At 61.1% G+C, this 18,442-nt stretch carries 17 protein-coding genes; 10 read left to right on the forward strand and 7 right to left on the reverse strand.

Translation table 11 applies throughout. The features are described from left to right. Window positions 1-55: 55 nt before the first annotated feature. The 4 genes from ACLBKR_RS21760 to cysP form a co-directional block, all read right to left on the reverse strand. On the reverse strand, window positions 56-1,099 hold the full coding sequence (locus ACLBKR_RS21760) for a sulfate/molybdate ABC transporter ATP-binding protein (RefSeq protein ID WP_112829862.1): 1,044 nt from the start codon (window positions 1,097-1,099) through the stop codon (window positions 56-58). Continuing rightward, window positions 1,096-1,980: a sulfate ABC transporter permease subunit CysW gene (gene cysW, locus ACLBKR_RS21765; RefSeq protein ID WP_112829861.1), complete on the reverse strand. Its 885-nt coding sequence runs from the start codon at window positions 1,978-1,980 to the stop codon at window positions 1,096-1,098. The genes ACLBKR_RS21760 and cysW overlap by 4 nt, the downstream gene beginning before the upstream one ends. Window positions 1,981-1,983: 3 nt before the next feature. Then, on the reverse strand, window positions 1,984-2,805 hold the full coding sequence (gene cysT, locus ACLBKR_RS21770) for a sulfate ABC transporter permease subunit CysT (RefSeq protein ID WP_112829860.1): 822 nt from the start codon (window positions 2,803-2,805) through the stop codon (window positions 1,984-1,986). Window positions 2,806-2,876: 71 nt separating this feature from the next. After that, window positions 2,877-3,878: a thiosulfate ABC transporter substrate-binding protein CysP gene (gene cysP / locus ACLBKR_RS21775; protein WP_112829898.1), complete on the reverse strand. Its 1,002-nt coding sequence runs from the start codon at window positions 3,876-3,878 to the stop codon at window positions 2,877-2,879. A 408-nt stretch (window positions 3,879-4,286) separates the two neighbouring features. Here cysP and ACLBKR_RS21780 point away from each other — a divergent pair, with 408 nt between their 5' ends. The 9 genes from ACLBKR_RS21780 to ACLBKR_RS21820 all read left to right on the forward strand — a co-directional run bounded on the left by ACLBKR_RS21780 (window position 4,287) and on the right by ACLBKR_RS21820 (window position 14,323). Then, window positions 4,287-5,933, forward strand: a complete 1,647-nt coding sequence (locus tag ACLBKR_RS21780; protein ID WP_112829859.1) for an ABC transporter ATP-binding protein — start codon at window positions 4,287-4,289, stop codon at window positions 5,931-5,933. Window positions 5,934-6,252: 319 nt separating this feature from the next. Further along, window positions 6,253-6,741 (forward strand): MarR family transcriptional regulator, encoded by a 489-nt coding sequence (locus tag ACLBKR_RS21785; protein WP_112829858.1) that lies wholly within the window; start codon window positions 6,253-6,255, stop codon window positions 6,739-6,741. Continuing rightward, the gene (locus ACLBKR_RS21790) at window positions 6,738-7,457 is read left to right on the forward strand and encodes an SDR family NAD(P)-dependent oxidoreductase (RefSeq protein WP_112829857.1); all 720 of its coding nucleotides are present in this window, start codon (window positions 6,738-6,740) and stop codon (window positions 7,455-7,457) included. Before ACLBKR_RS21785 ends, ACLBKR_RS21790 begins: the two co-directional genes overlap by 4 nt. Before the next feature lies 1 nt (window position 7,458). Further along, a complete protein-coding gene (locus tag ACLBKR_RS21795) occupies window positions 7,459-8,790 on the forward strand; it encodes an NAD(P)/FAD-dependent oxidoreductase (RefSeq protein WP_112829856.1) in 1,332 nt (443 codons plus the stop codon). A gap of 145 nt (window positions 8,791-8,935) precedes the next feature. Continuing rightward, window positions 8,936-10,600, forward strand: coding sequence for a peptide ABC transporter substrate-binding protein (locus ACLBKR_RS21800; protein WP_113446897.1), 1,665 nt, complete (start codon window positions 8,936-8,938; stop codon window positions 10,598-10,600). Between the two features lie 107 nt (window positions 10,601-10,707). Continuing rightward, window positions 10,708-11,658, forward strand: coding sequence for an ABC transporter permease (locus ACLBKR_RS21805; protein ID WP_414902196.1), 951 nt, complete (start codon window positions 10,708-10,710; stop codon window positions 11,656-11,658). 10 nt (window positions 11,659-11,668) lie between these two features. Beyond that, window positions 11,669-12,559: an ABC transporter permease gene (locus ACLBKR_RS21810; RefSeq protein ID WP_414902198.1), complete on the forward strand. Its 891-nt coding sequence runs from the start codon at window positions 11,669-11,671 to the stop codon at window positions 12,557-12,559. A 9-nt stretch (window positions 12,560-12,568) separates the two neighbouring features. Beyond that, window positions 12,569-13,894, forward strand: a complete 1,326-nt coding sequence (locus ACLBKR_RS21815) for an NAD(P)/FAD-dependent oxidoreductase (RefSeq protein ID WP_414902200.1) — start codon at window positions 12,569-12,571, stop codon at window positions 13,892-13,894. 81 nt (window positions 13,895-13,975) lie between these two features. Continuing rightward, entirely contained in the window at window positions 13,976-14,323 is a 348-nt protein-coding gene (locus ACLBKR_RS21820; protein ID WP_113339965.1) for a cupin domain-containing protein, read from the forward strand. A gap of 92 nt (window positions 14,324-14,415) precedes the next feature. On the opposite strand, the gene ACLBKR_RS21825 is transcribed toward ACLBKR_RS21820, so the two are convergent. Further along, on the reverse strand, window positions 14,416-15,750 hold the full coding sequence (locus tag ACLBKR_RS21825) for an aspartate aminotransferase family protein (RefSeq protein WP_113339966.1): 1,335 nt from the start codon (window positions 15,748-15,750) through the stop codon (window positions 14,416-14,418). A 145-nt stretch (window positions 15,751-15,895) separates the two neighbouring features. Between ACLBKR_RS21825 and ACLBKR_RS21830 the strand changes: the two genes are divergently transcribed. After that, the gene (locus ACLBKR_RS21830) at window positions 15,896-16,444 is read left to right on the forward strand and encodes a cupin domain-containing protein (RefSeq protein WP_099061186.1); all 549 of its coding nucleotides are present in this window, start codon (window positions 15,896-15,898) and stop codon (window positions 16,442-16,444) included. Between the two features lie 159 nt (window positions 16,445-16,603). On the opposite strand, the gene ACLBKR_RS21835 is transcribed toward ACLBKR_RS21830, so the two are convergent. Beyond that, window positions 16,604-17,599 (reverse strand): MDR family oxidoreductase, encoded by a 996-nt coding sequence (locus ACLBKR_RS21835; RefSeq protein ID WP_414902203.1) that lies wholly within the window; start codon window positions 17,597-17,599, stop codon window positions 16,604-16,606. A 41-nt stretch (window positions 17,600-17,640) separates the two neighbouring features. Further along, window positions 17,641-18,402, reverse strand: a complete 762-nt coding sequence (locus ACLBKR_RS21840; protein ID WP_112829848.1) for a FadR/GntR family transcriptional regulator — start codon at window positions 18,400-18,402, stop codon at window positions 17,641-17,643. Between the last annotated feature and the right edge of the window lie 40 nt (window positions 18,403-18,442).

Genomic DNA, 18,442 nt, shown 5'->3' on the forward strand with positions numbered 1-18,442 from the left:
CCCGCGCCATAGAATAGCACCGGTACTTCGTGGGTGAGGTTATGTAGTCGATAGCTTACGCTGCGGAGCGCGCGTTCAGGGAAAAAATCCGGTAGTTGCGAATGCTGATCGATCCGGAAGCCCCTGATACGACTTCAGTCGTTGAAGGCACCCGGATCTCGAAGCTCTCGCCGGACTCTGCCGTGACAAGGAGGTTGCGTTCTCCGGGACGATCCATGACCCGGTTTACCGTTACGGCGATATCCCCCTCCCCGTTGACCGACCATTCGGCCTCGGTAGGACGGAAAAACACCTCAGCCGGTCCGTCCGCCAGGCCATCCGCCTCGATCTGCCCCTTGCCAAGACGAGCACGTCCGCCGACGGCTTCCGTCCGCAGGACATTCGTGTCTCCCAGGAAGCGCATGACGAAAGCCGAGCCCGGATTGCGGCAAATTTCCGAAGGGCTGGCCGCCTGGACGATTTTTCCTTCATTCAGAATGACAACGCGATCGGCAAGATCCAGCGCCTCTTCCTGATCGTGGGTGACGAAAAGCGTGGTGATGCCGAGCTGGTCGTGGATCTCCCGCAGCCATCGGCGCAGGTCCCGGCGCACCTTCGCATCGAGTGCACCGAAGGGTTCATCGAGAAGCAGCACCTTTGGATCGACGGTCAGCGCACGGGCCAGAGCGACCCGCTGGCGCTGGCCACCCGAAATCTGGCCCGGGAAGCGGCCGCCCAGCCCTTCAAGACGCACAAGCCCCAGAAGCTCCTTCACCCGAGCGTCGATCTCCTCCCGGCTCCGTTTGACGGCGCGTGCAGTCGTCATGCCGAAGGCGATGTTTTCGGCGACGGTCATATGCGGGAAGAGAGCGTAGTGCTGAAAGACAAACCCCACTCCGCGCTCGCGCACGGGAATTTCGGTTGCATCCTGGTCTCCGAAATAGATCTGGCCGCCATCTGCGAATTCAAGGCCGGCAACCATGCGCAGGATGGTAGTCTTTCCGGAACCGGATGGCCCCAGCAGGGCAACCAGCTCTCCGCTGGCGATATCGAGGGAAACGCCGTGGACGGCGCGAAACGTGTCGAATGTCTTTACGACGTTGTCGAGGCGAATTTTCATGCGGTCTGTTCCCCGGCGGTTTCAGCGGCGGCGACCGGCCGCCTCTTGCGCCCGGCGCCGCGGCGTTCCAGCAGCACCTTTGCGATAATGGTAAAGATTGCGATGACGGCAAGAATGGAGGCCGCAGCAAAGGCACCCGCCGTCTGGTAGTCGTGGTAGAGCAATTCGATATGAAGCGGCAGCGTATTGGTCTGGCCGCGGATATTGCCAGAGACGACGGAAACGGCACCGAATTCGCCGACCACGCGCGCATTGCAGAGCACGACGCCGTAAAGCAGCGCCCATTTGATGTTGGGGAGTGTCACCTTCAGGAACGTCCGCAACCCCGATGCGCCGAGCGATGTAGCGGCTTCCTCGAGATCCCTGCCCTGCGCCTGCATGAGAGGAATGAGTTCGCGTGCCACGAAGGGAGCCGTGACGAACATCGAAGCCAGCACGATGCCCGGCAAGGCGAAGAGCACCTTTATCCCGGCGTCTTGGAGAAGAGGGCCGAACAGCCCCTGAAGACCGTAGACGAACAGATAGGAGACCCCCGCGACAATCGGCGAAATCGAGAACGGAATCTCTATAACGACGATCAGGAGACGGCGCAGGGGAAAATCGAACTTGGTGATCGCCCACGCGGCGCAAATCCCGAAGACCGTATTCAACGGCACTGCGATGAGGGCCGTCAGGACGGTCATCAGAATGGCGCTCCGCGTATCGGGATGGCTGACCGCCGCCCAATAGACATCCGCTCCCTTCGAAAAAGCCTCGATGCCGATGACCACGAGAGGCGCAAGGATGAACAATGCTCCGATCAGGAGGACCCCACCGATCAGACTGCGGCGGACCAGCGGTGTGTCCCCGACGCGCGGCGCGCGTCCGTTCGCGTTTTGCATGGCTCAACTCCGCTCCGTGTAGCGCAATGCGCGATTTTGCAATGCGTTCGTGACGGCAAGCATGGCGAAGGCAGTGATGAGGAGCACGGAGGCGATGGCCGCGGCCGCCTGATAGTCATACTCCTCGAGGCGGATGAAGATGAGCAGAGCCGTGATCTCCGTCTCGAATGGCTGGTTGCCCGCGATGAAAATGATTGCACCGAATTCGCCGAGACTGCGGGCGAAGGCCAGAGAGACGCCCGCGAGCAGCGCGGGTTTGAGCAGCGGCAGGATAACGCGGGTGAAGACTTCGCGATCCGAGCCACCGAGCGACTGGGCGGCCTCTTCCAGCGCAGGATCGATCTCTTCAAGAACGGGCTGAACGGTACGGACGATGAAAGGAAGGCTGGTGAACGCCATGGCAATCATGATGCCGAGCGGCGTGTAGGCGACCTGGATGCCGAGCGGATCGAGAAAACGACCGAACAGGCCGCCCGGCGCAAAGAGGGTCGTCAAAGAAATACCCGCGACCGCCGTCGGCAAGGCGAACGGCAGGTCGACGACGGCATCGACAAGGCGTCGACCGGGAAACCGGTAGCGCGACAAGACCCACGCCAGTGCCAGCCCGAAGAACAGATTGAAAACGGTGGCCGCCAAGGCGCAAAGAACGGTGACGCGATAGCTCGCGACGGCCCGCGCGGAGGAAATGATCGACCAGTAATCGGCGGGCCCGAGGCTTGCGGCCTTGAATACGAGCGCCGTCAGCGGCAGGACGACGATCAGCGCGACATAGAAAACGGTCACGCCGAGCGAGAGCGAAAATCCGGGCAGGACACGGCGTTTCAAACGGCAACCTCTTCAAACATAAATCGCCCGACAGCCGAAGCCGCCGGGCCGGCAGATAACCGCGCTTGTTCTTAACGTTGACCGTAAAGCTCGTCCAGCAGCCCGCCCGAGGCGAAATGCGTTTTCTGGATGTCACTCCAGGAACCGAATACGTCCTCGACCTTCTGGAGTTCCACGGCCGGGAACTGATCCTTGAACTCGGCGCTGACGGCAGGGTCGTTCACACGGTTGCCATTCTGAGCGAGAATACGCTGCCCTTCCGGTGTGTAAAGAAAGTCCAGATAGGCCTTGGCGAGGTCGCGCGTGCCACGGGCATCGGCAACCTTGTCGACAATCGCGACCGGAAACTCCGCCAGAAGGCTGGTGGGCGGCGTTACGGTTTCCAACTTGTCCTTGCCGAATTCCTTGACGATGCCGCGCGTCTCGGCCTCGAATGTCACGAGCACGTCGCCGACATTGCGCTCCACGAAAGTCGTCGTCGCGGCACGTCCGCCCGTATCGAAGACCGGAACGTTGTCGAAGAGCTTGGTAACGAACGCCTTCACCTTGGCTTCGTCGCCACCATAGGCTTTCTTGGCAAATGCGGTCGCCGCCAGATAGGTATAGCGCGCATTGCCGGAGGTCTTCGGGTTCGGGAAGATCACCTTGACGTCGTCCCGGACAAGGTCGTCCCAGTTCATGATGTTCTTCGGATTACCGGCCCTGACGAGGAAGGACGGGAAGGAATAATAGGGCGAGGCGTTATTGGGAAAATTCTTCTGCCAATCGGCCGAAACGAACCCGCCCTTGGCAAGCGTCTCGACGTCGATCACCTGGTTGAAAGTGACGACGTCCGCCTCAAGTCCCTCGAGAATGGAGCGTGCCTGTTTCGACGAGCCTGCGTGGGATTGATCGACCGTTACATCCTTGCCGGTATCGGCCTTGTACTTCGGAACGAAAGCCTGGTTCACAGCCGCGAACAGCTCACGCGAAATGTCGTAGGAGGCGTTGAGGATCTTGTCCTCGGCCCGACCGACCGAAGCGCCTGCGAGTACCGCCGCCACAACGATTGAAAGCGAAAAAATGCGCTTCATCCAGTAAATCCCGATAGAAATGTTGATGCTGAAACAAACATATAGGTCAAGGGATGACAGAACGAGGCGAGATTGCCTCGGCATGGCAGGCAAACGGGAATGATTTTCCGCGGTTCGGGAGAGTGAAGGCAGAGATTTTCGGATGCCTTCCCGATGGTCTGGGAAAGGATGATGGAACCGGCCTCAGTCCTTGCGGGCGGAACGTTCAGCCGTAACGCGGTTTGTAACTATATTGCTCCCATGCGGCGCCCCGTGCCCGCTTACGATCTTTCTCTACGGAAGAAACCAAAACGCCCTTTCCAAACTCTCTGGACAAAATAGTGGATACGATCCACTATTTTGTAGCCGACGACGGTCAAAAGGCCGCGCGGCACAATCAGCGACGAAGCCAGAAAACAAGGGGAACCCATGTCGCAAGCCTCCATGCCTCCCAACGTGGTGCTATCGGTGCGTCATCTGACAGTCAGCCTACCTCCCAAGATGGAACGCGCCCATGCAGTCCAGGACATCTCATTCGATCTCAATGCCGGTGAAATTCTTTGCATCATCGGCGAATCCGGCTCCGGCAAATCTGTAACCGCCAACGCCATCATGGGCTTGCTCGCGCCGTCGATCAAAGTGACGGCCGGACAAATCCTCTTCAAGGGCATGGACATCGTCTCCACTCCCGAGGAGAAAATCAGGCCGCTGCGCGGGCAGGCTGTCTCGATCATCTTCCAGGACCCGCTCTCGGCGCTGAACCCGTTGATGACCGTCGGCGACCAGATCGCCGAGGTTATGGCGGCCCATGGCGTCGGCACTCCGGAAAGCCGAACCGCCAGGGTGCTCGAACTGCTGGAGGAGGTCGGCCTTCCCGACCCCGCGCTCATGCGCCTGCAATATCCCTTCCGCCTCTCCGGCGGCCAGCGGCAGCGCGTCATGATCGCCATGGCGCTGGCGCTCGATCCCGATGTCCTGATCGCCGACGAACCGACGACCGCGCTCGACGTCACCACACAGGCACAGATTCTGGAACTCATCCGCAAGATCCAGAAGCGTAAGAATATGAGCGTGATGTTCATCACCCACGACTTCGGGGTGGTCGCGGAGATCGCCGACCGCGTCGTGGTGATGGAAAAGGGGATACTGGTCGAGCAGGGCAAGGCCGAAGACGTATTGACCCGCCCGTCGCATCCCTACACCCAGCGCCTCGTGGCCGCAGTGCCGCGCATGCGCGGCGACGACCGATCCGCAGTCGAGGACGCACCCGTGGTACTTCAGGTGGAAAACCTGCAGAAGGAATACCGCACGACCGGTTCATTTCTCAGCAAGGGCCGTGTGGTGAAAGCGGTCAACGATGTCAGCTTCGTCATTCACAAAGGCCAGACCCTCGGTGTCGTCGGCGAAAGCGGTTCGGGCAAGTCTTCGCTTGGCCGCGTCCTTTTGAAACTCCTAGAACCCGATGCAGGGCGAATCCTCTTCGACGGCCGGGATGTGGCAAACATGCCCGAAGAAAGTTTTCGCCTGCTCCGGCCCTATATCCAGATGATCTTTCAGGATCCGTTTGCGTCGCTTAATCCGCGCCACACGATCGGCAGGATCCTGACGGTCGGGCCGGTTGCCCACGGCCTTGCCGTCCATGAAGCGAAGACCAAGGCCTTCCGCCTGCTGAAGCTGGTCGGTCTCGACGAAGCGGCCTACGACCGCTTTCCACATGAGTTTTCCGGCGGACAGCGCCAGAGGATCGGCATTGCACGCGCATTAATGTTCGATCCTGTCCTGCTTGTCGCGGACGAGGCCGTCTCGGCCCTCGACGTCTCCATCCAGGCACAGATCCTCGAATTGCTGGCCCGCGTGCAGAAGGAAATGAAGGTCGCAGTGATCTTCATTACCCACGACCTGCGCGTGGCAAGCCAGATCTGCGACGACGTGATCGTGATGTACAAGGGAAGCGTGGTTGAACACGGTCCGCCCTCCAAGATATTCCGGGCACCCGAGCACGAATATACGCAGCGGCTGGTTTCAGCCATTCCCGGCGCGGACTGGGAACCAGCGGCAAGGGCCGCGGAAGCCTGACGGGCTTCCTCAAGGAGATTCGCCTTAAACGACCCGCCTGCCCGTTCTCCTAACGGGCGGCGGGTGCGTTACGGCCGAAGCAAAAAACATGGGAAAAACCGACCGGACCCCAGGGAATCCGGAGTGTTGGTTGTTGCCTCAAACTTTCCGGAAAAGAGAAAAAATTTCTTATCAGGACAACAATATAGTTGCATTCATCCACCATTTGTCCTTTCCTACCGCCACGACGACACACGACATGAATGCCGGACAGCATGGGCAGGCTGCAGATACCGCAGGCCGCCGGCGGTTCTTCATGTCCGCAAGAGACAGGAACAGAATGCCGAAAATACCAGCAAAACCGCCAACGACCGTCGAGGAGGTCGATCTCGACGTCCTTAAGGACACGCTGAGCTTCTACATCCGGGCGATCAATCTCGCAGTATCCCGGGATCTCGACGAATGTCTCGAAGGTCTCGACGTCGCCAAGGGCACCGGCAAGATCACAACGCTGCTTCTCGTCGACAGCCATCCTGGCATCCGCCCTTCCGTCATCGCCCACCTGACAATGAAGGACCGCTCCGCAATGGGACGCATCATCGACCAGATGGAAGCGCACAATCTGCTACGGCGCGAAACCTCCCCCGAAGACAGCCGCGCTCAGGAGCTTTACATCACGGCGGCCGGCGCTGCCCTGGCCGTTAAAGTCCGCGAACTCGTCCCCAAGCAGTCGCGCGAATTTTTCGACTTCATCCCTGAAGACGAGCAACGACAACTCATGGACATCCTGCGGCGGGCATATCGCCGGATTGTAGGGCTTGCAGAATGACCATCAAAACCGGACGGCGCGTTGCGCTGATTTCAGGAGCGAGCAGGGGCATAGGCGATCACATCGCCGCGGAACTGTTCCGACAGGGTTGGGCGGTATCGCTCGGGATGCGCAAGCCGACAATACCCTACTGGGCCAGCTCGGGAGACCAGGCGAATTCCGTGCATCTTGCACAATACGATGCAAATGACCCCGGCGCCGAAGCGCGCTGGGTCGCGGATGCCCTCCGCCATTTCGGACGGGTCGATGCCATCGTCGCCAATGCCGGCATCATGATCCCCAAGACGGTGATTGAAGCGGAAGACGAAGACATCGACGCGATGCTCGCTGTCAACGTCAAGGCGCCGCGCCGTCTTGCAAAGGCCGCATGGGAACCGCTCTGCGAAAGCGGCCAGGGACGCGTCATCATTCTCGCATCGCTTTCCGGCAAACGCGTCAAGTCGGCGGGATCGGGCAGCTATTCCGTCTCCAAATTCGCGGCTGTGGCACTTTCCCATGCGATCCGGCAGGCCGGTTTCGACAAGGGTGTACGCGCCACCGCCGTCTGCCCCGGTTTCGTCGCAACCGACATGGCTGCCGGCCTGACCGACCGGCCAGCCGAACAGTTGACCCAGCCAGGCGACCTCGCCCGCATCGTCGCATTGCTCGTTTCCCTTCCGAACGAAGCCTCCGTCGCCGAGTTCGCCATCAATTGTCAGCTTGAGGAGTTTTTCTGAAATGCCCGGTCCATATGTCGTTCCCGTCCATGGCGACGAGGAACTGCCGAAAGAGGTGGACGTCGTCGTGATCGGCGGCGGGATCATCGGAACCTCCACAGCACTGGAACTTGTCGATAGCGGCCTTCGCGTCGCGCTTTGCGAAAAGGGCGGGATCGGCCACGAGCAATCCAGCCGTAACTGGGGCTGGGTGCGCATCTCCCGCCGCGACCCCCGCGAAGTACCGCTGATGGCGGAATCCCTTCGTATCTGGGCCGACCTCAACCGGCGCACCGCCCGTGAGACCGGTTTCAAACGATCCGGCATCGTCTTCACCTGCGCCGACGACAAGCAGTTCGATGAGCACGAACGCTGGAACCGCAACCTTGAAGGCTACCAGATCGAGTCCCGCATGCTGAGCGCAGCGGAGTTCAAAGCGAAGTACCCCGACTCCAACATGAACATCGCCGGCGCGCTCTACACCGCCGGCGATTGCCGCGCGGAGCCCCAACGGGCCGCGCCGGCGATCGCGGAAGCTGCCCGTGACAGGGGCGCCCATATCCTGACCGAATGCGCGGTACGCGGCCTGCAGCTCTCCGCCGGCAGGGTTTCCGGAGTCGTGACCGAACGCGGGGAGATCGCATGCAAGGCCGTGGTTCTCGCGGGTGGCGCGTGGTCGAGCCTTTTCCTCGGCAATAATGGCCTCGATCTTCCGCAGCTGAAGGTCATGAACTCCGTGCTGCGCACGAAACCGCTCGAAGGCGGTCCGGAAGAGGCCTTGTGGTCGAATGGCTTTGCCATTCGCAAGCGGCTCGACGGCGGCTACACCATTGCCGACGGTTTCCAGAACATCGTTGACATCGTGCCCGCCTCCTTCCGCTACGCGACGAAATTCCTGCCGGCGCTGGGGCACGAGTGGCGTTCGCTCCGCTTCCGCTTCGGCGGCAGATTCTATGACGAGTTCCGCATGCCCCGCCATTGGGCGCTCGATGAACCCTCTCCCTTCGAGTACAACCGCGTCCTCGATCCGATCCCCTCGAAAGCGATGACCGACAGCGCGCTCGCCAAACTGAAGAAGGCCTTCCCTGTCTTCGAGAAGGCGGAAATCGCGCAGCGCTGGGCGGGCATGATCGATGTCACGCCCGACGCCATCCCCGTGATCGACGCGATCGACGCCATTCCCGGCTTCCATGTCGCGACCGGCTTTTCCGGTCACGGCTTCGGCATCGGCCCCGGGGCCGGTCGACTGATGGCCGACATCGTGACCGGACGCCCGCCGCTCGTCGAGCGCGAGAACTTCCGTTTCAACCGCTTTTCCGATGGATCGAAGATCGAGCTGATCAGCGGTTTCTGACTGGTTTTGCCGTCGGCCGGAATGCCGGCGGCACCGGAACAGGCGGTGAAGAACGGTTCGCCGCCTTGCTGCGAAAACTGCCCGGAGAGGCGGCGCAGAAATGCAAACTGACGTTTCATCATATCCAACAACAAGGGGAACTGACATGTCTGACCACAACAACCCGTTCATGAAACCGACCCGCCGGCAGGCGCTTGGCCTGATGGCTCTGGGAGCCTCGGGGCTCGTTCTTTCCGGCATGCAGGGCATGGGCAAGGCGCTCGCCGCCCAGCCGAAAACCATCAAGGGCCAGCTCACCGTCGGCTTCTCGCAAGAGCCGACCGTCTTCAACCCGCATATGCCGCACATCGAGGTGGATGAGGGCATCCACTTCAGCATTTTCGACACGCTGTTTTCCGTCGATCCCGAGGGCAAATTCGTTGCCGCCCTGGCGGCCGAGGTGCCGACCGTCGAGAATGGCGGCATTTCCGCCGACGGTCTGAACTGGAAGGTCAAGCTGCGCGACGACGTCAAATGGCACGACGGCAAGCCGTTCACCGCCGAGGACGTCAAGTTCACCATCGAGCTCTTGGTCGATCCCAACTTCCGCAGCTGGCGCAAGACCGGCCACGAACTGGTGCGCGACCTGACCGTCGTGTCGCCGACCGAGATCACGTGGCGCATGGAAAAGCCGTTCGCACCCTATCCGTCTATTCTCGCTTCGACCTTCATCACGCCGAAGCACATTCTTGGCGCGGAAGCCGACAAGAACACTGCCGCCTTCAACAACGCCCCCGTCGGCACCGGTCCGTTCAAATGGTCCGAGCGCGTCGCCGGCGACCATATCCTGCTTGAAGCCAATTCCGACTATTTCGGCGAAGGCCCCTATGTCGAGAAGCTGATCTACAAATACGTTCCCGACCTCAACGTCATGTACACCCAGTTCAAGACCGGAGATATCGACGTCGTCGGCCTGCAGTGGATCACCCCCGATCATTACGACGAGGCGAAGGGGCTGGAAGGCAAGAACGTCAACGTCGTGCCGGGGTCGACGATCGAATCCTTCACCTTCAACATGGAACGTCCGCAGTTCAAGGATCCAGCCGTGCGCGAGGCGCTCTACCACGCCATCGACAAGCAATCGATCATCGACGCGCTCTATTATGGCCTGCCCTCGCCGACCGAAAGCTACGTGCCGCAGCAGTCCTTCTATTTCAATCCGGACCTGCCGAAACACGAATACGATATCGAAAAGGCCAAGAAGCTTCTCGATGATGCCGGCTGGGCTCCCGGTGCCGACGGCATCCGCGCAAAGGACGGCGTGAAGCTCTCCTTCACCTGCTCCACGACCGCCGGCAACCATATCCGCGAACAGGTGCAGCAATATATGCAGCAGTCTTTCAAGGACCTCGGCGTCGAGATGACCATCTCCAACCTGCCGCCGGCCGTCATGTGGGGCGATTACTGGATGCTGTCAAAATTCGACACCGTCATCGTCGGCCTCGACTTCCTGACCGGATCGGACCCGGATACCTCCGATTACTTCCGCTCCAATTCGAGCCCTGCCAAGGGTGGCGCCGGCCAGAACACCTGGCAGTTTGCCAATACGGAAGTGGACGACTTGCTGACCAAGGGCGGCGAGATCTTCGTGCCGGAGGAACGCAAGGCGGTCTATCTGAAGATCCAGGAAATCATGCGCAAGGAACTGCCGTTCCTGCCGCTCTTCCAGTATGCGACGGTTCGCGGCCACAAGCAGGGCGTCGAGAACGTCGTCCCCAACGTCAACGTTCGCATCGACACCTGGAACGTCGCGACCTGGCGCTGGGCCTGAAGCTGAAGACCCGGCCGGCGCCGCATCGGCTCCGGCCACGGAACCTCGACCGGCCGTGCGACAGGCGGCCGGCCTGACGTGTCCCTCAGTGATCCCGGAGCCCGCACATGCTATCCTACCTTCTTCAGCGGCTGTGGCAGAGCCTTGTGCTCTTGCTGCTCGTCTCGGTCATCGGATTTGCCATCCTCAACCTCGCGCCCGGCGGGCCCTTGTCGCAATATGCGCTGACCCCCGGCATGACCCGCGAGGCGCTCGACCGCATCGCCCATCAGATGGGTCTCGACCGTCCCTTGCCCATTCAGTATCTCGACTGGATCTGGAGACTGCTGCAGGGCGATTGGGGCAAGTCCTACCGCGACCAGAGACCGGTCCTGGAGATCATCTCCGGCCACCTGTTCGCCACCCTGCTTCTGATGCTATCCTCGACGCTGATCTCGATCCTGATCGGCACATGGATCGGCATAAAGGGCGCAACCAGTCGCTATTCGGTCTTCGACTATGCGGCAACCGTCGGCGCGATGATCGCCCTTTCGATCCCGACCTTCTGGTTCGGCCTCGTCGCCATCTACGTCTTCTCGCTGAAGCTCACGTGGCTACCCGCCGGCAACATGTACACGATCGGCGATGGTTCGTTCTACGACTACGCGATCCATCTCGTGATGCCGAGCCTTGTGCTGGCGCTGGTCAACATCGCGGTGTGGAGCCGCTACATGCGAACGGCCACCCTGGATGTCATCAACCAGGACTTCGTGCGGACGGCCCGTGCCAAGGGGCTGAAACCCAACAGGGTGCTGATGAAGCATGTGGTCGGCAATGCCCTGCTTCCGATGATTACACTCGCCGGACTACAGCTTCCGACCATTCTCGGCGGCGCACTGGTCACCGAAACCGTGTTCACCTGGCCCGGTATGGGACGCCTGTTCCTCGACAGCCTCGGCTACCACGACTACCCGGTCGTGATGGGGCTCCTGATGTTTTCCGCCATTCTCGTTCTGCTCGGCAGCCTGATCGCCGACCTGCTGGTCGCCTTTGTCGATCCGCGCATCCGCCTCGGATAGGAGCCGCATCATGTCCGCAACGACGCTTCCCTCCCCGGACCTTGCACCGCGTTCCCGCTGGTGGAACAACCGCACCGTCCGCCGCTTCGCTCGCCACAAGCTGGCCGTCGTCGGCCTCGTGATGATTACCGTGCTTGTCATCGCCTGCGTGGCCGGTCCCTATCTTCTGCCCTATGACGAACTCTATATCGACCTCCGAGCCCGCTTCGCACCGCCGTTCACCGGCCACCACATCTTCGGTACCGATCCTCTCGGACGCGACCTTGCCGCGCGGCTCTTCAACGCCGGTCGCATCTCGCTGCTGGTCGGCTTCTTCGCCATGGTGCTGTCCACGGCGCTCGGAACGGTGATCGGAATCATCGCGGGATATTACGGCGGTCGTCTCGGCGCCATACTGATGCGCCTCGTCGATGCCTTCCTCTCCTTCCCCAGCATTTTCCTGCTGCTCGCGCTTGCGGCATTCATCAAGCCAAGCCCCTTCATGATTACCGTCATCATCGCCGTGACGAGCTGGATGGAAATCGCCCGTCTGGTGGAGGCGGAGGTCCGCTCGCTGCGCGAACGCGACTTCGTGCTCGCCGCCCGCATGCTCGGCCTTTCCAACGCCTGGATCATGTTCCGCGAACTGCTGCCCAATGCCATCGGCCCGATCATCGTCGCCGCGACGCTGACCGTTGCCCGCGCCATCCTGCTCGAGGCCTATGTCAGCTTCCTCGGCTACGGCATACAGCCGCCCTTGCCGAGCTGGGGCAACATGCTGAACGGCGCCCAGCAATATCTCGACAGCGCCCCGTGGCTCGCCATCGTTCCCGGCATCGCCATCACGCTTGCGGTAACCAGCTTCAACTTCATCGGCGACGGGCTACGCGATGCCCTCGACGCCCGCAGCGACCTGAACTGAGGTGTTCCGATGGCCGCATTTTCTCCCTTCGACGTGACGCTGTGGTATGCGACGGCTGCCACCGCGCCGAAAACCGAACCGCTGGAAGGCAGAGTACAGGCGGATGTCTGCATTGTCGGAGCCGGCTATACAGGCCTGACGACCGCCCTCGAGCTTGCCCGGGCCGGCGTCAAGGTCGTGCTGCTGGAGCGGGCAGAAGCCGGCTTCGGCGGCTCCGGCCGCAATGCCGGCCACTGCACCCCCACCTTCACCCATTACAGCCTGCCCGAACTGCGCAGGATGTTGGGCGAACCTTGGGCAGAACGGCTGATCGAGCGCCAGACGCGGGCAAACGACCGTGTTTCCAGCATGATCCGCGACTACCAGATCGATTGCGAATGGGTACAGAACGGCTATGTCATGGGCGCGCCCTACAAGGGGGCGCTGGCAGGGCTCGACAAGAAGGTCGAAACCTACAATGCCGTCGGTGCCCGCACCCGTTTTCTCGACCGGGACGAGGTGGAAGCCCTGACCGGCAGTCCACGTTTTCACGGGGGCTGGCTGCACGAGGAAGGCGGGCATCTCAATCCACTCGGCTATGCGCGCGGTCTTGCCCGCGCCGTCATTCAGGAAGGCGGCATCATCCATACTGGCTCGGCAGTCATCGCCTGCGACCGCAGTCCGACTGGCGGTTGGTCCGTGAAGACGGACAACGGAGAAGTGATCGCTGACAAGGTGATCTTCTCCACCGGCGCCTACACCGTGGGTGGATGGCCGAAGCTCGACCGCACCTTCAAGATCCAGAGGGTTTTCGTCGCGGCGACCCAGCCGTTGGACGAGGAAACGCGCCGCACCGTGCTGCCGAAAAACACGACGATCCATGACGGACGCGGCGACATCTACGTCTACAAATACAATGCCGAGGGACGCATCGTCGCCTCGATGTTCCCGATGGGTCGGCGCGGCCGCGACATGGCCTATACACGGCAGGTCATGAGCGACCGGCTGAAATGGCTGCATCCGCAGATCAAGGGCGAGATCCGCTGGGAATACTTCTGGTTCGGCGAACTCGATATGCAATACCGCACCGTACCCCGCTTCTATTCCCTCGCCCCCGGTGTGGTGGCGCTGACCGGTCTTTCCGGACGTGGGGTTCCGACCGGTTCCATGCTCGGCTCCATCCTGTCGGAATGGGCGCTCGGCAAGCGGGAAAACGAACTGGCCCTGAAACTCGAACCCCTGACGGAAGCACCCTTCTACATGAGCTTCGGCCCGGCCCTGACTCTGCGCTACTACCGGATCAGGGACAATATCGCAGCCAGGCTTTCAGGCGCGCCGCTGCCGCCGCACGCCTGAGCGTTTTTCATCGCATCATGACAACCATGGCCGCTGGGCTCAGCCCGCGGCGCTCATCAACGTCAAACAAGGGGACCAACCATGAACATGCCGATTTTCAATATTTCCGATGACATTGACCTGACGCCAGGACTGCCGGCGGATGGCCGTGACAGCGGCTCGTACAGGCGATCCATCTGGCAGGATGATATCGAGAATGGCACCATCGTCGCCGTCTGGAAGGCCGAACCCGGCACATACAGCTATCCGGGCCGTGACCTTGAGGAAACCTTCGTCGTGGTCGAAGGCGAGGCGCTTTATTCGCAGGAAGGGTCGGAACCCGTGAAGATCGGCCCCGGCTCCATCGTGCGCGTCGCCAAGGGCATCGCCAGCCGGCTGGAGATCCTGTCGACCTTCCGCAAGCTCGCGACCGTTGTGCCGAAACCCTGACATACCAGCGGGAACGGCCGGTGTTTCACACCGGCCGTATTTGACAATCATATCTTCACCGTCGAAACGGCGAGGAATTCCGCCATTTTCTGTCAGGCAGCGCGCTTCAGCGCATCCGCAAGCGTCGAAACGATCCTGTCGATCTGGTCCTTCTCGACGATGAGAGGCGGAGACAGTGCGATGATATCTCCCGTGACGCGGATCAGGGTACCTTTCCGGAAGCAATCGACGAAGACATCGTAAGCGCGGGTGCCCAGAGCCCCGTCACGAGGGGCCAACTCGATCGCGCCGACCAGCCCGATGTTGCGGATATCGATCACATGGGGCAGGCCTTTGAGCGAATGCAGCGCCTCCTGCCAATAGTCCGCAAGGCCTGCGGCCCGTGTCAGCAGTCCCTCTTCCTCGTAGATTTCCATGGTTGCGAGACCTGCGGCGCAGGCGACGGGGTGACCGGAATAGGTGTAGCCATGGAACAGTTCGATGGCGTTTTCCGGACCAACCATCAGGCCGTCGTAAACCTTGCGGCTGGCGAACACCGCGCCCATCGGGATCGTACCGTTGGTGATGCCCTTTGCCGTGGTGACGAGATCGGGCGTCACGCCGAAGTAGTCGGTCGCGAACGGGGTGCCGAGTCGGCCGAAGCCGGTAATGACTTCGTCGAAGATCAAGAGGATACCGTATTTGTCGGCAATGGCACGCACACGTTCCAGATAACCCTTTGGCGGCAGGATGACACCAGCCGAACCGGACATGGGCTCAACGATAACGGCGGCGATCGTTTCCGCGCCGTGCAGTGCGACCAGCCGCTCCAGGTCCTCCGCCAGCTCGACGCCGTGTTCCGGGAGCCCCTTTGAAAAGCCATTGCGCTCGATGTCCAACGTGTGGCGCATATGGTCGGCGGGGATCTGCGGGAACATGCGGCGGTTGTTGACGAGCCCGCCGACCGAGATGCCGCCGAAGCCTACACCATGATACCCCTTTTCGCGACCGATGACGCGGGTGCGCGTGCCCTGGCCGATTGCGCGCTGATAGGCAATGGCGATCTTCAGCGCGGTATCGACGGATTCGGAGCCGGAACCAGTGAAGAACACGCGGTCGAGCCCGGCGGCGGCACCGCCCGGTGCATTGGCTGCAAGCTTGGCTGCGAAATCGAAGGCGACCGGATGCCCCATCTGGAAGGTCGGCGCGAAATCCAGGGTCCGGAGCTGCCGTTCAACGGCCTCGACGATCTTCTTGCGGCCATGGCCGGCATTGCAGCACCACAGGCCGGCGGTGCCGTCGAGCACTTTGTTGCCGTCGATATCGGTATAGTACATGCCCTCAGCCTCTGCCAGCAGCCGGGGTGTGGCCTTGAACTGACGGTTGGCGGTAAAGGGCATCCAGAAATTGTCGAGGACGGGGGCGTTGGATTTGCTTCGGTGGTCCATGCGAGATCTCCTTTAAGATATCGTGAGTTCAGCGATTTTCTCCAACCGAACAAGTCCTTTTCTTGATATTTTTAAGCCATTGATATTCAAGCGCCGATTGGCATAGGTTTCGATATTTCGAACACCTTCAACACCCGGATGCCTCATGACGGTCGATATCGGAAACAGGCTTCGCCATCTGCGCATGGCCCACAATCTTTCGCAGCGTGAACTCGCCAAGCGGGCGGGAGTGACCAACTCGACGATTTCGCTGATCGAATCGAATGCCTCGAACCCTTCCGTCGGTGCGTTGAAGCGGATTCTGGACGGTATTCCCATCGGACTTGCAGAGTTCTTCGCTTTCGAACCGGAAAAGCCGCGCAAGGCGTTCTATGCCGCGGAAGAACTGGTGGAGATCGGCAAAGGAGCGATTTCCTACCGGCAAATCGGCGAGAGCCTTTTCGGCAGGAGCCTGCAGATCCTCAAGGAATGCTATCAGCCGGGTGCCGATACGGGCAAGGTTCCGCTGGTGCATGAAGGCGAGGAAGGCGGCATCGTTCTTTCCGGGCGGCTGGAGGTGACGGTGGATGACGAGAGACGCATTCTGGGGGCGGGCGACGCCTATTACTTCGAAAGCCGTCGACCGCACCGGTTCCGCTGTGTGGGGCCGGTTCCCTGCGAGGTCATCAGTGCCTGCACGCCGCCGACGTTTTGAAGAAACGCGCCTCAGGTTTACGGCAGGTTGCAAACGGTCTGACCCCGGCGGTAAAGAAGGGCTCGAACACGTTGTTCTTCCCGGTTCCGGCAATGGCCATCCGTCCGCCCCTTTGTTTTACCCCGAGACCAATGCTTGATCGGTCAGGAAGCGCCTGTCTCAGCGTCTGACGTCGATGACCACGCGGCCCCGAATCTGGCCGGCGATGATGGCATCGGCGAGTTCGGGAAGGTTCGACATCGGCTCGACTTTCGTCAATGCCGAGAGATGCTTGATGTCGAGCGATTCCGAAAGGGTTTGCCATGCGCGCAGGCGCTTCGCCATGGGAGCCATGACGGAATCGACGCCCAGCAGGGCAACGCCGCGCAGGATATGCGGTAGAACGGTCCCCGGAAGGTCGGCACCACCGGCAAGACCGCAAGCTGCAACTCCGCCGCCATAGACCGTCTGGGCAAGAACATTGGCGAGCGTGGTCGAGCCGACGCTATCCACCGCGCCGCTCCAGCGCTCCTTCTGCAAAGGACCGCCCTTCTCGGCAAGGCTCGCGCGATCGATGAAGGCAGAAGCACCGAGCGAGGCGAGGTAGTCATGGGTTTCGGGACGTCCGGTCGAAGCGGTCACCTTGTAACCCCGCGCCGCCAGAAGGCTGATCGCAACCGAACCAACGCCACCTGCCGCGCCTGTTACGAGCACTTCGCCCTCACCCGGCTTGATGCTGCCCCAGTCCTCGAGCGCGTTGACACAGAGCGCCGCGGTATAACCGGCGGTTCCGATGGCCATCGCCTGTTCGAACGAAAACGTCTCCGGCAAACGCATCAGCCATTCGGGCTTCAGTCGCTGGAAGCGCGAATAACCGCCCCATTCCGTTTCCGAAAGACCGAAACCGTTGACGACGACCTTGTCGCCGGTCTTCCACAGCGGTGAACGGGACTCGACGACCGTGCCGGCGAGATCGATGCCGGCCACGAGCGGCGTGCGCCGCGCAATCCGTCCCTTGCCCGACACGGCAAGACCGTCCTTGTAGTTCAGCGTCGAAAACGCGATCTCGACCAGCACATCATTGTCCGGCAGGTCGGAGATGGAAAGCTGGCGGAATTCCGGCTTCGGCTTTCCATCCACGGCATCGATAACGATCGCGGTAAAGGTTTCGCTCATGGTAGGGAGATGCTCCTGGCCTTGGACAATGGTGGTTGAATTCATGCAGGGGCGTGGCCGGAGGAAGCCGCACGGCTCTCGCGCGCGGAAACGGCCGTCGCATAGGACTGGCTGACATAGTCGAGGAGATCACCAAGCGCAACGATGGCCCGGTCGGCCTGCCGCTGACGAACCGCATCGAGAATTTCCCGATGGAAGGCCGCAACCTGGCGACGCTCGCGCACCCGGAAAACGATCATGTTGGTGACCGGGATGAAGGATTCGATGACGGTATACATCATCAGCTTCAACGGTCCGTTGCCGGTTGAATCCACAAGCGCACGATGGAAACGCACGTCGGACGCACAGAAATCCTCGTCGCTGATCGTTTCGTCTTCCTGCACCCGGATCTCGTCTTCCATCAGCGCGAGATGCTCGTCGCTGCGGTTCTCGACCGAAAGCCGGCAGCAGATCGTCTCGGTTTCCCGGCGCGCCACGACGATCTCGTCGATATCGAAGGCGCCAACGCCCACCAGCAGCGTCGCAGCACCCGTGATCGCCTTGGAAAGCCCTTCCGGGTCCGGCCGCTTGACGAAATTGCCGCCGGTCGGACCACGCTTGGAATGAATGAGGTTCTGGGCGGCAAGTCGCTTCAGCGCCTCGCGCACCGTCGGGCGGGAAATTCCAAAGCTGCGCGCAAGCTCTTCCTCGCTCGGCAACCGCTCGTCGATCTTCAGTCGTCCATCCATGATTGCCGACCGGATATTGTCGGCCACCTGTTTGGCGATGCCCGTTCGCACGACCTCGTCATATCTCAGGATCATTACCCGTCTCTCCCCGTGATTTTTGCGAGCATGCCATGAT

The organism is Paenirhizobium cremeum (assembly GCF_047553425.1).
Classification (GTDB): Bacteria; Pseudomonadota; Alphaproteobacteria; order Rhizobiales; family Rhizobiaceae; genus Allorhizobium; species Allorhizobium cremeum.

Excerpts from the sequence above, each read along its gene's own strand:
- cysP (WP_112829898.1), bottom strand. The coding sequence starts at position 3,878 with ATGAAGCGCATTTTTTCGCTTTCAATCGTTGTGGCGGCGGTACTCGCA.
- ACLBKR_RS21835 (WP_414902203.1), bottom strand. The coding sequence starts at position 17,599 with ATGAGCGAAACCTTTACCGCGATCGTTATCGATGCCGTGGATGGAAAG.
- ACLBKR_RS21815 (WP_414902200.1), top strand. The coding sequence starts at position 12,569 with ATGGCCGCATTTTCTCCCTTCGACGTGACGCTGTGGTATGCGACGGCT.
- ACLBKR_RS21795 (WP_112829856.1), top strand. The coding sequence starts at position 7,459 with ATGCCCGGTCCATATGTCGTTCCCGTCCATGGCGACGAGGAACTGCCG.
- ACLBKR_RS21810 (WP_414902198.1), top strand. The coding sequence starts at position 11,669 with ATGTCCGCAACGACGCTTCCCTCCCCGGACCTTGCACCGCGTTCCCGC.
- ACLBKR_RS21760 (WP_112829862.1), bottom strand. The coding sequence starts at position 1,099 with ATGAAAATTCGCCTCGACAACGTCGTAAAGACATTCGACACGTTTCGC.
- ACLBKR_RS21800 (WP_113446897.1), top strand. The coding sequence starts at position 8,936 with ATGTCTGACCACAACAACCCGTTCATGAAACCGACCCGCCGGCAGGCG.
- ACLBKR_RS21825 (WP_113339966.1), bottom strand. The coding sequence starts at position 15,750 with ATGGACCACCGAAGCAAATCCAACGCCCCCGTCCTCGACAATTTCTGG.
- ACLBKR_RS21820 (WP_113339965.1), top strand. The coding sequence starts at position 13,976 with ATGAACATGCCGATTTTCAATATTTCCGATGACATTGACCTGACGCCA.
- ACLBKR_RS21830 (WP_099061186.1), top strand. The coding sequence starts at position 15,896 with ATGACGGTCGATATCGGAAACAGGCTTCGCCATCTGCGCATGGCCCAC.
- ACLBKR_RS21790 (WP_112829857.1), top strand. The coding sequence starts at position 6,738 with ATGACCATCAAAACCGGACGGCGCGTTGCGCTGATTTCAGGAGCGAGC.
- ACLBKR_RS21785 (WP_112829858.1), top strand. The coding sequence starts at position 6,253 with ATGCCGAAAATACCAGCAAAACCGCCAACGACCGTCGAGGAGGTCGAT.
- ACLBKR_RS21780 (WP_112829859.1), top strand. The coding sequence starts at position 4,287 with ATGTCGCAAGCCTCCATGCCTCCCAACGTGGTGCTATCGGTGCGTCAT.
- cysW (WP_112829861.1), bottom strand. The coding sequence starts at position 1,980 with ATGCAAAACGCGAACGGACGCGCGCCGCGCGTCGGGGACACACCGCTG.
- ACLBKR_RS21805 (WP_414902196.1), top strand. The coding sequence starts at position 10,708 with ATGCTATCCTACCTTCTTCAGCGGCTGTGGCAGAGCCTTGTGCTCTTG.
- ACLBKR_RS21840 (WP_112829848.1), bottom strand. The coding sequence starts at position 18,402 with ATGATCCTGAGATATGACGAGGTCGTGCGAACGGGCATCGCCAAACAG.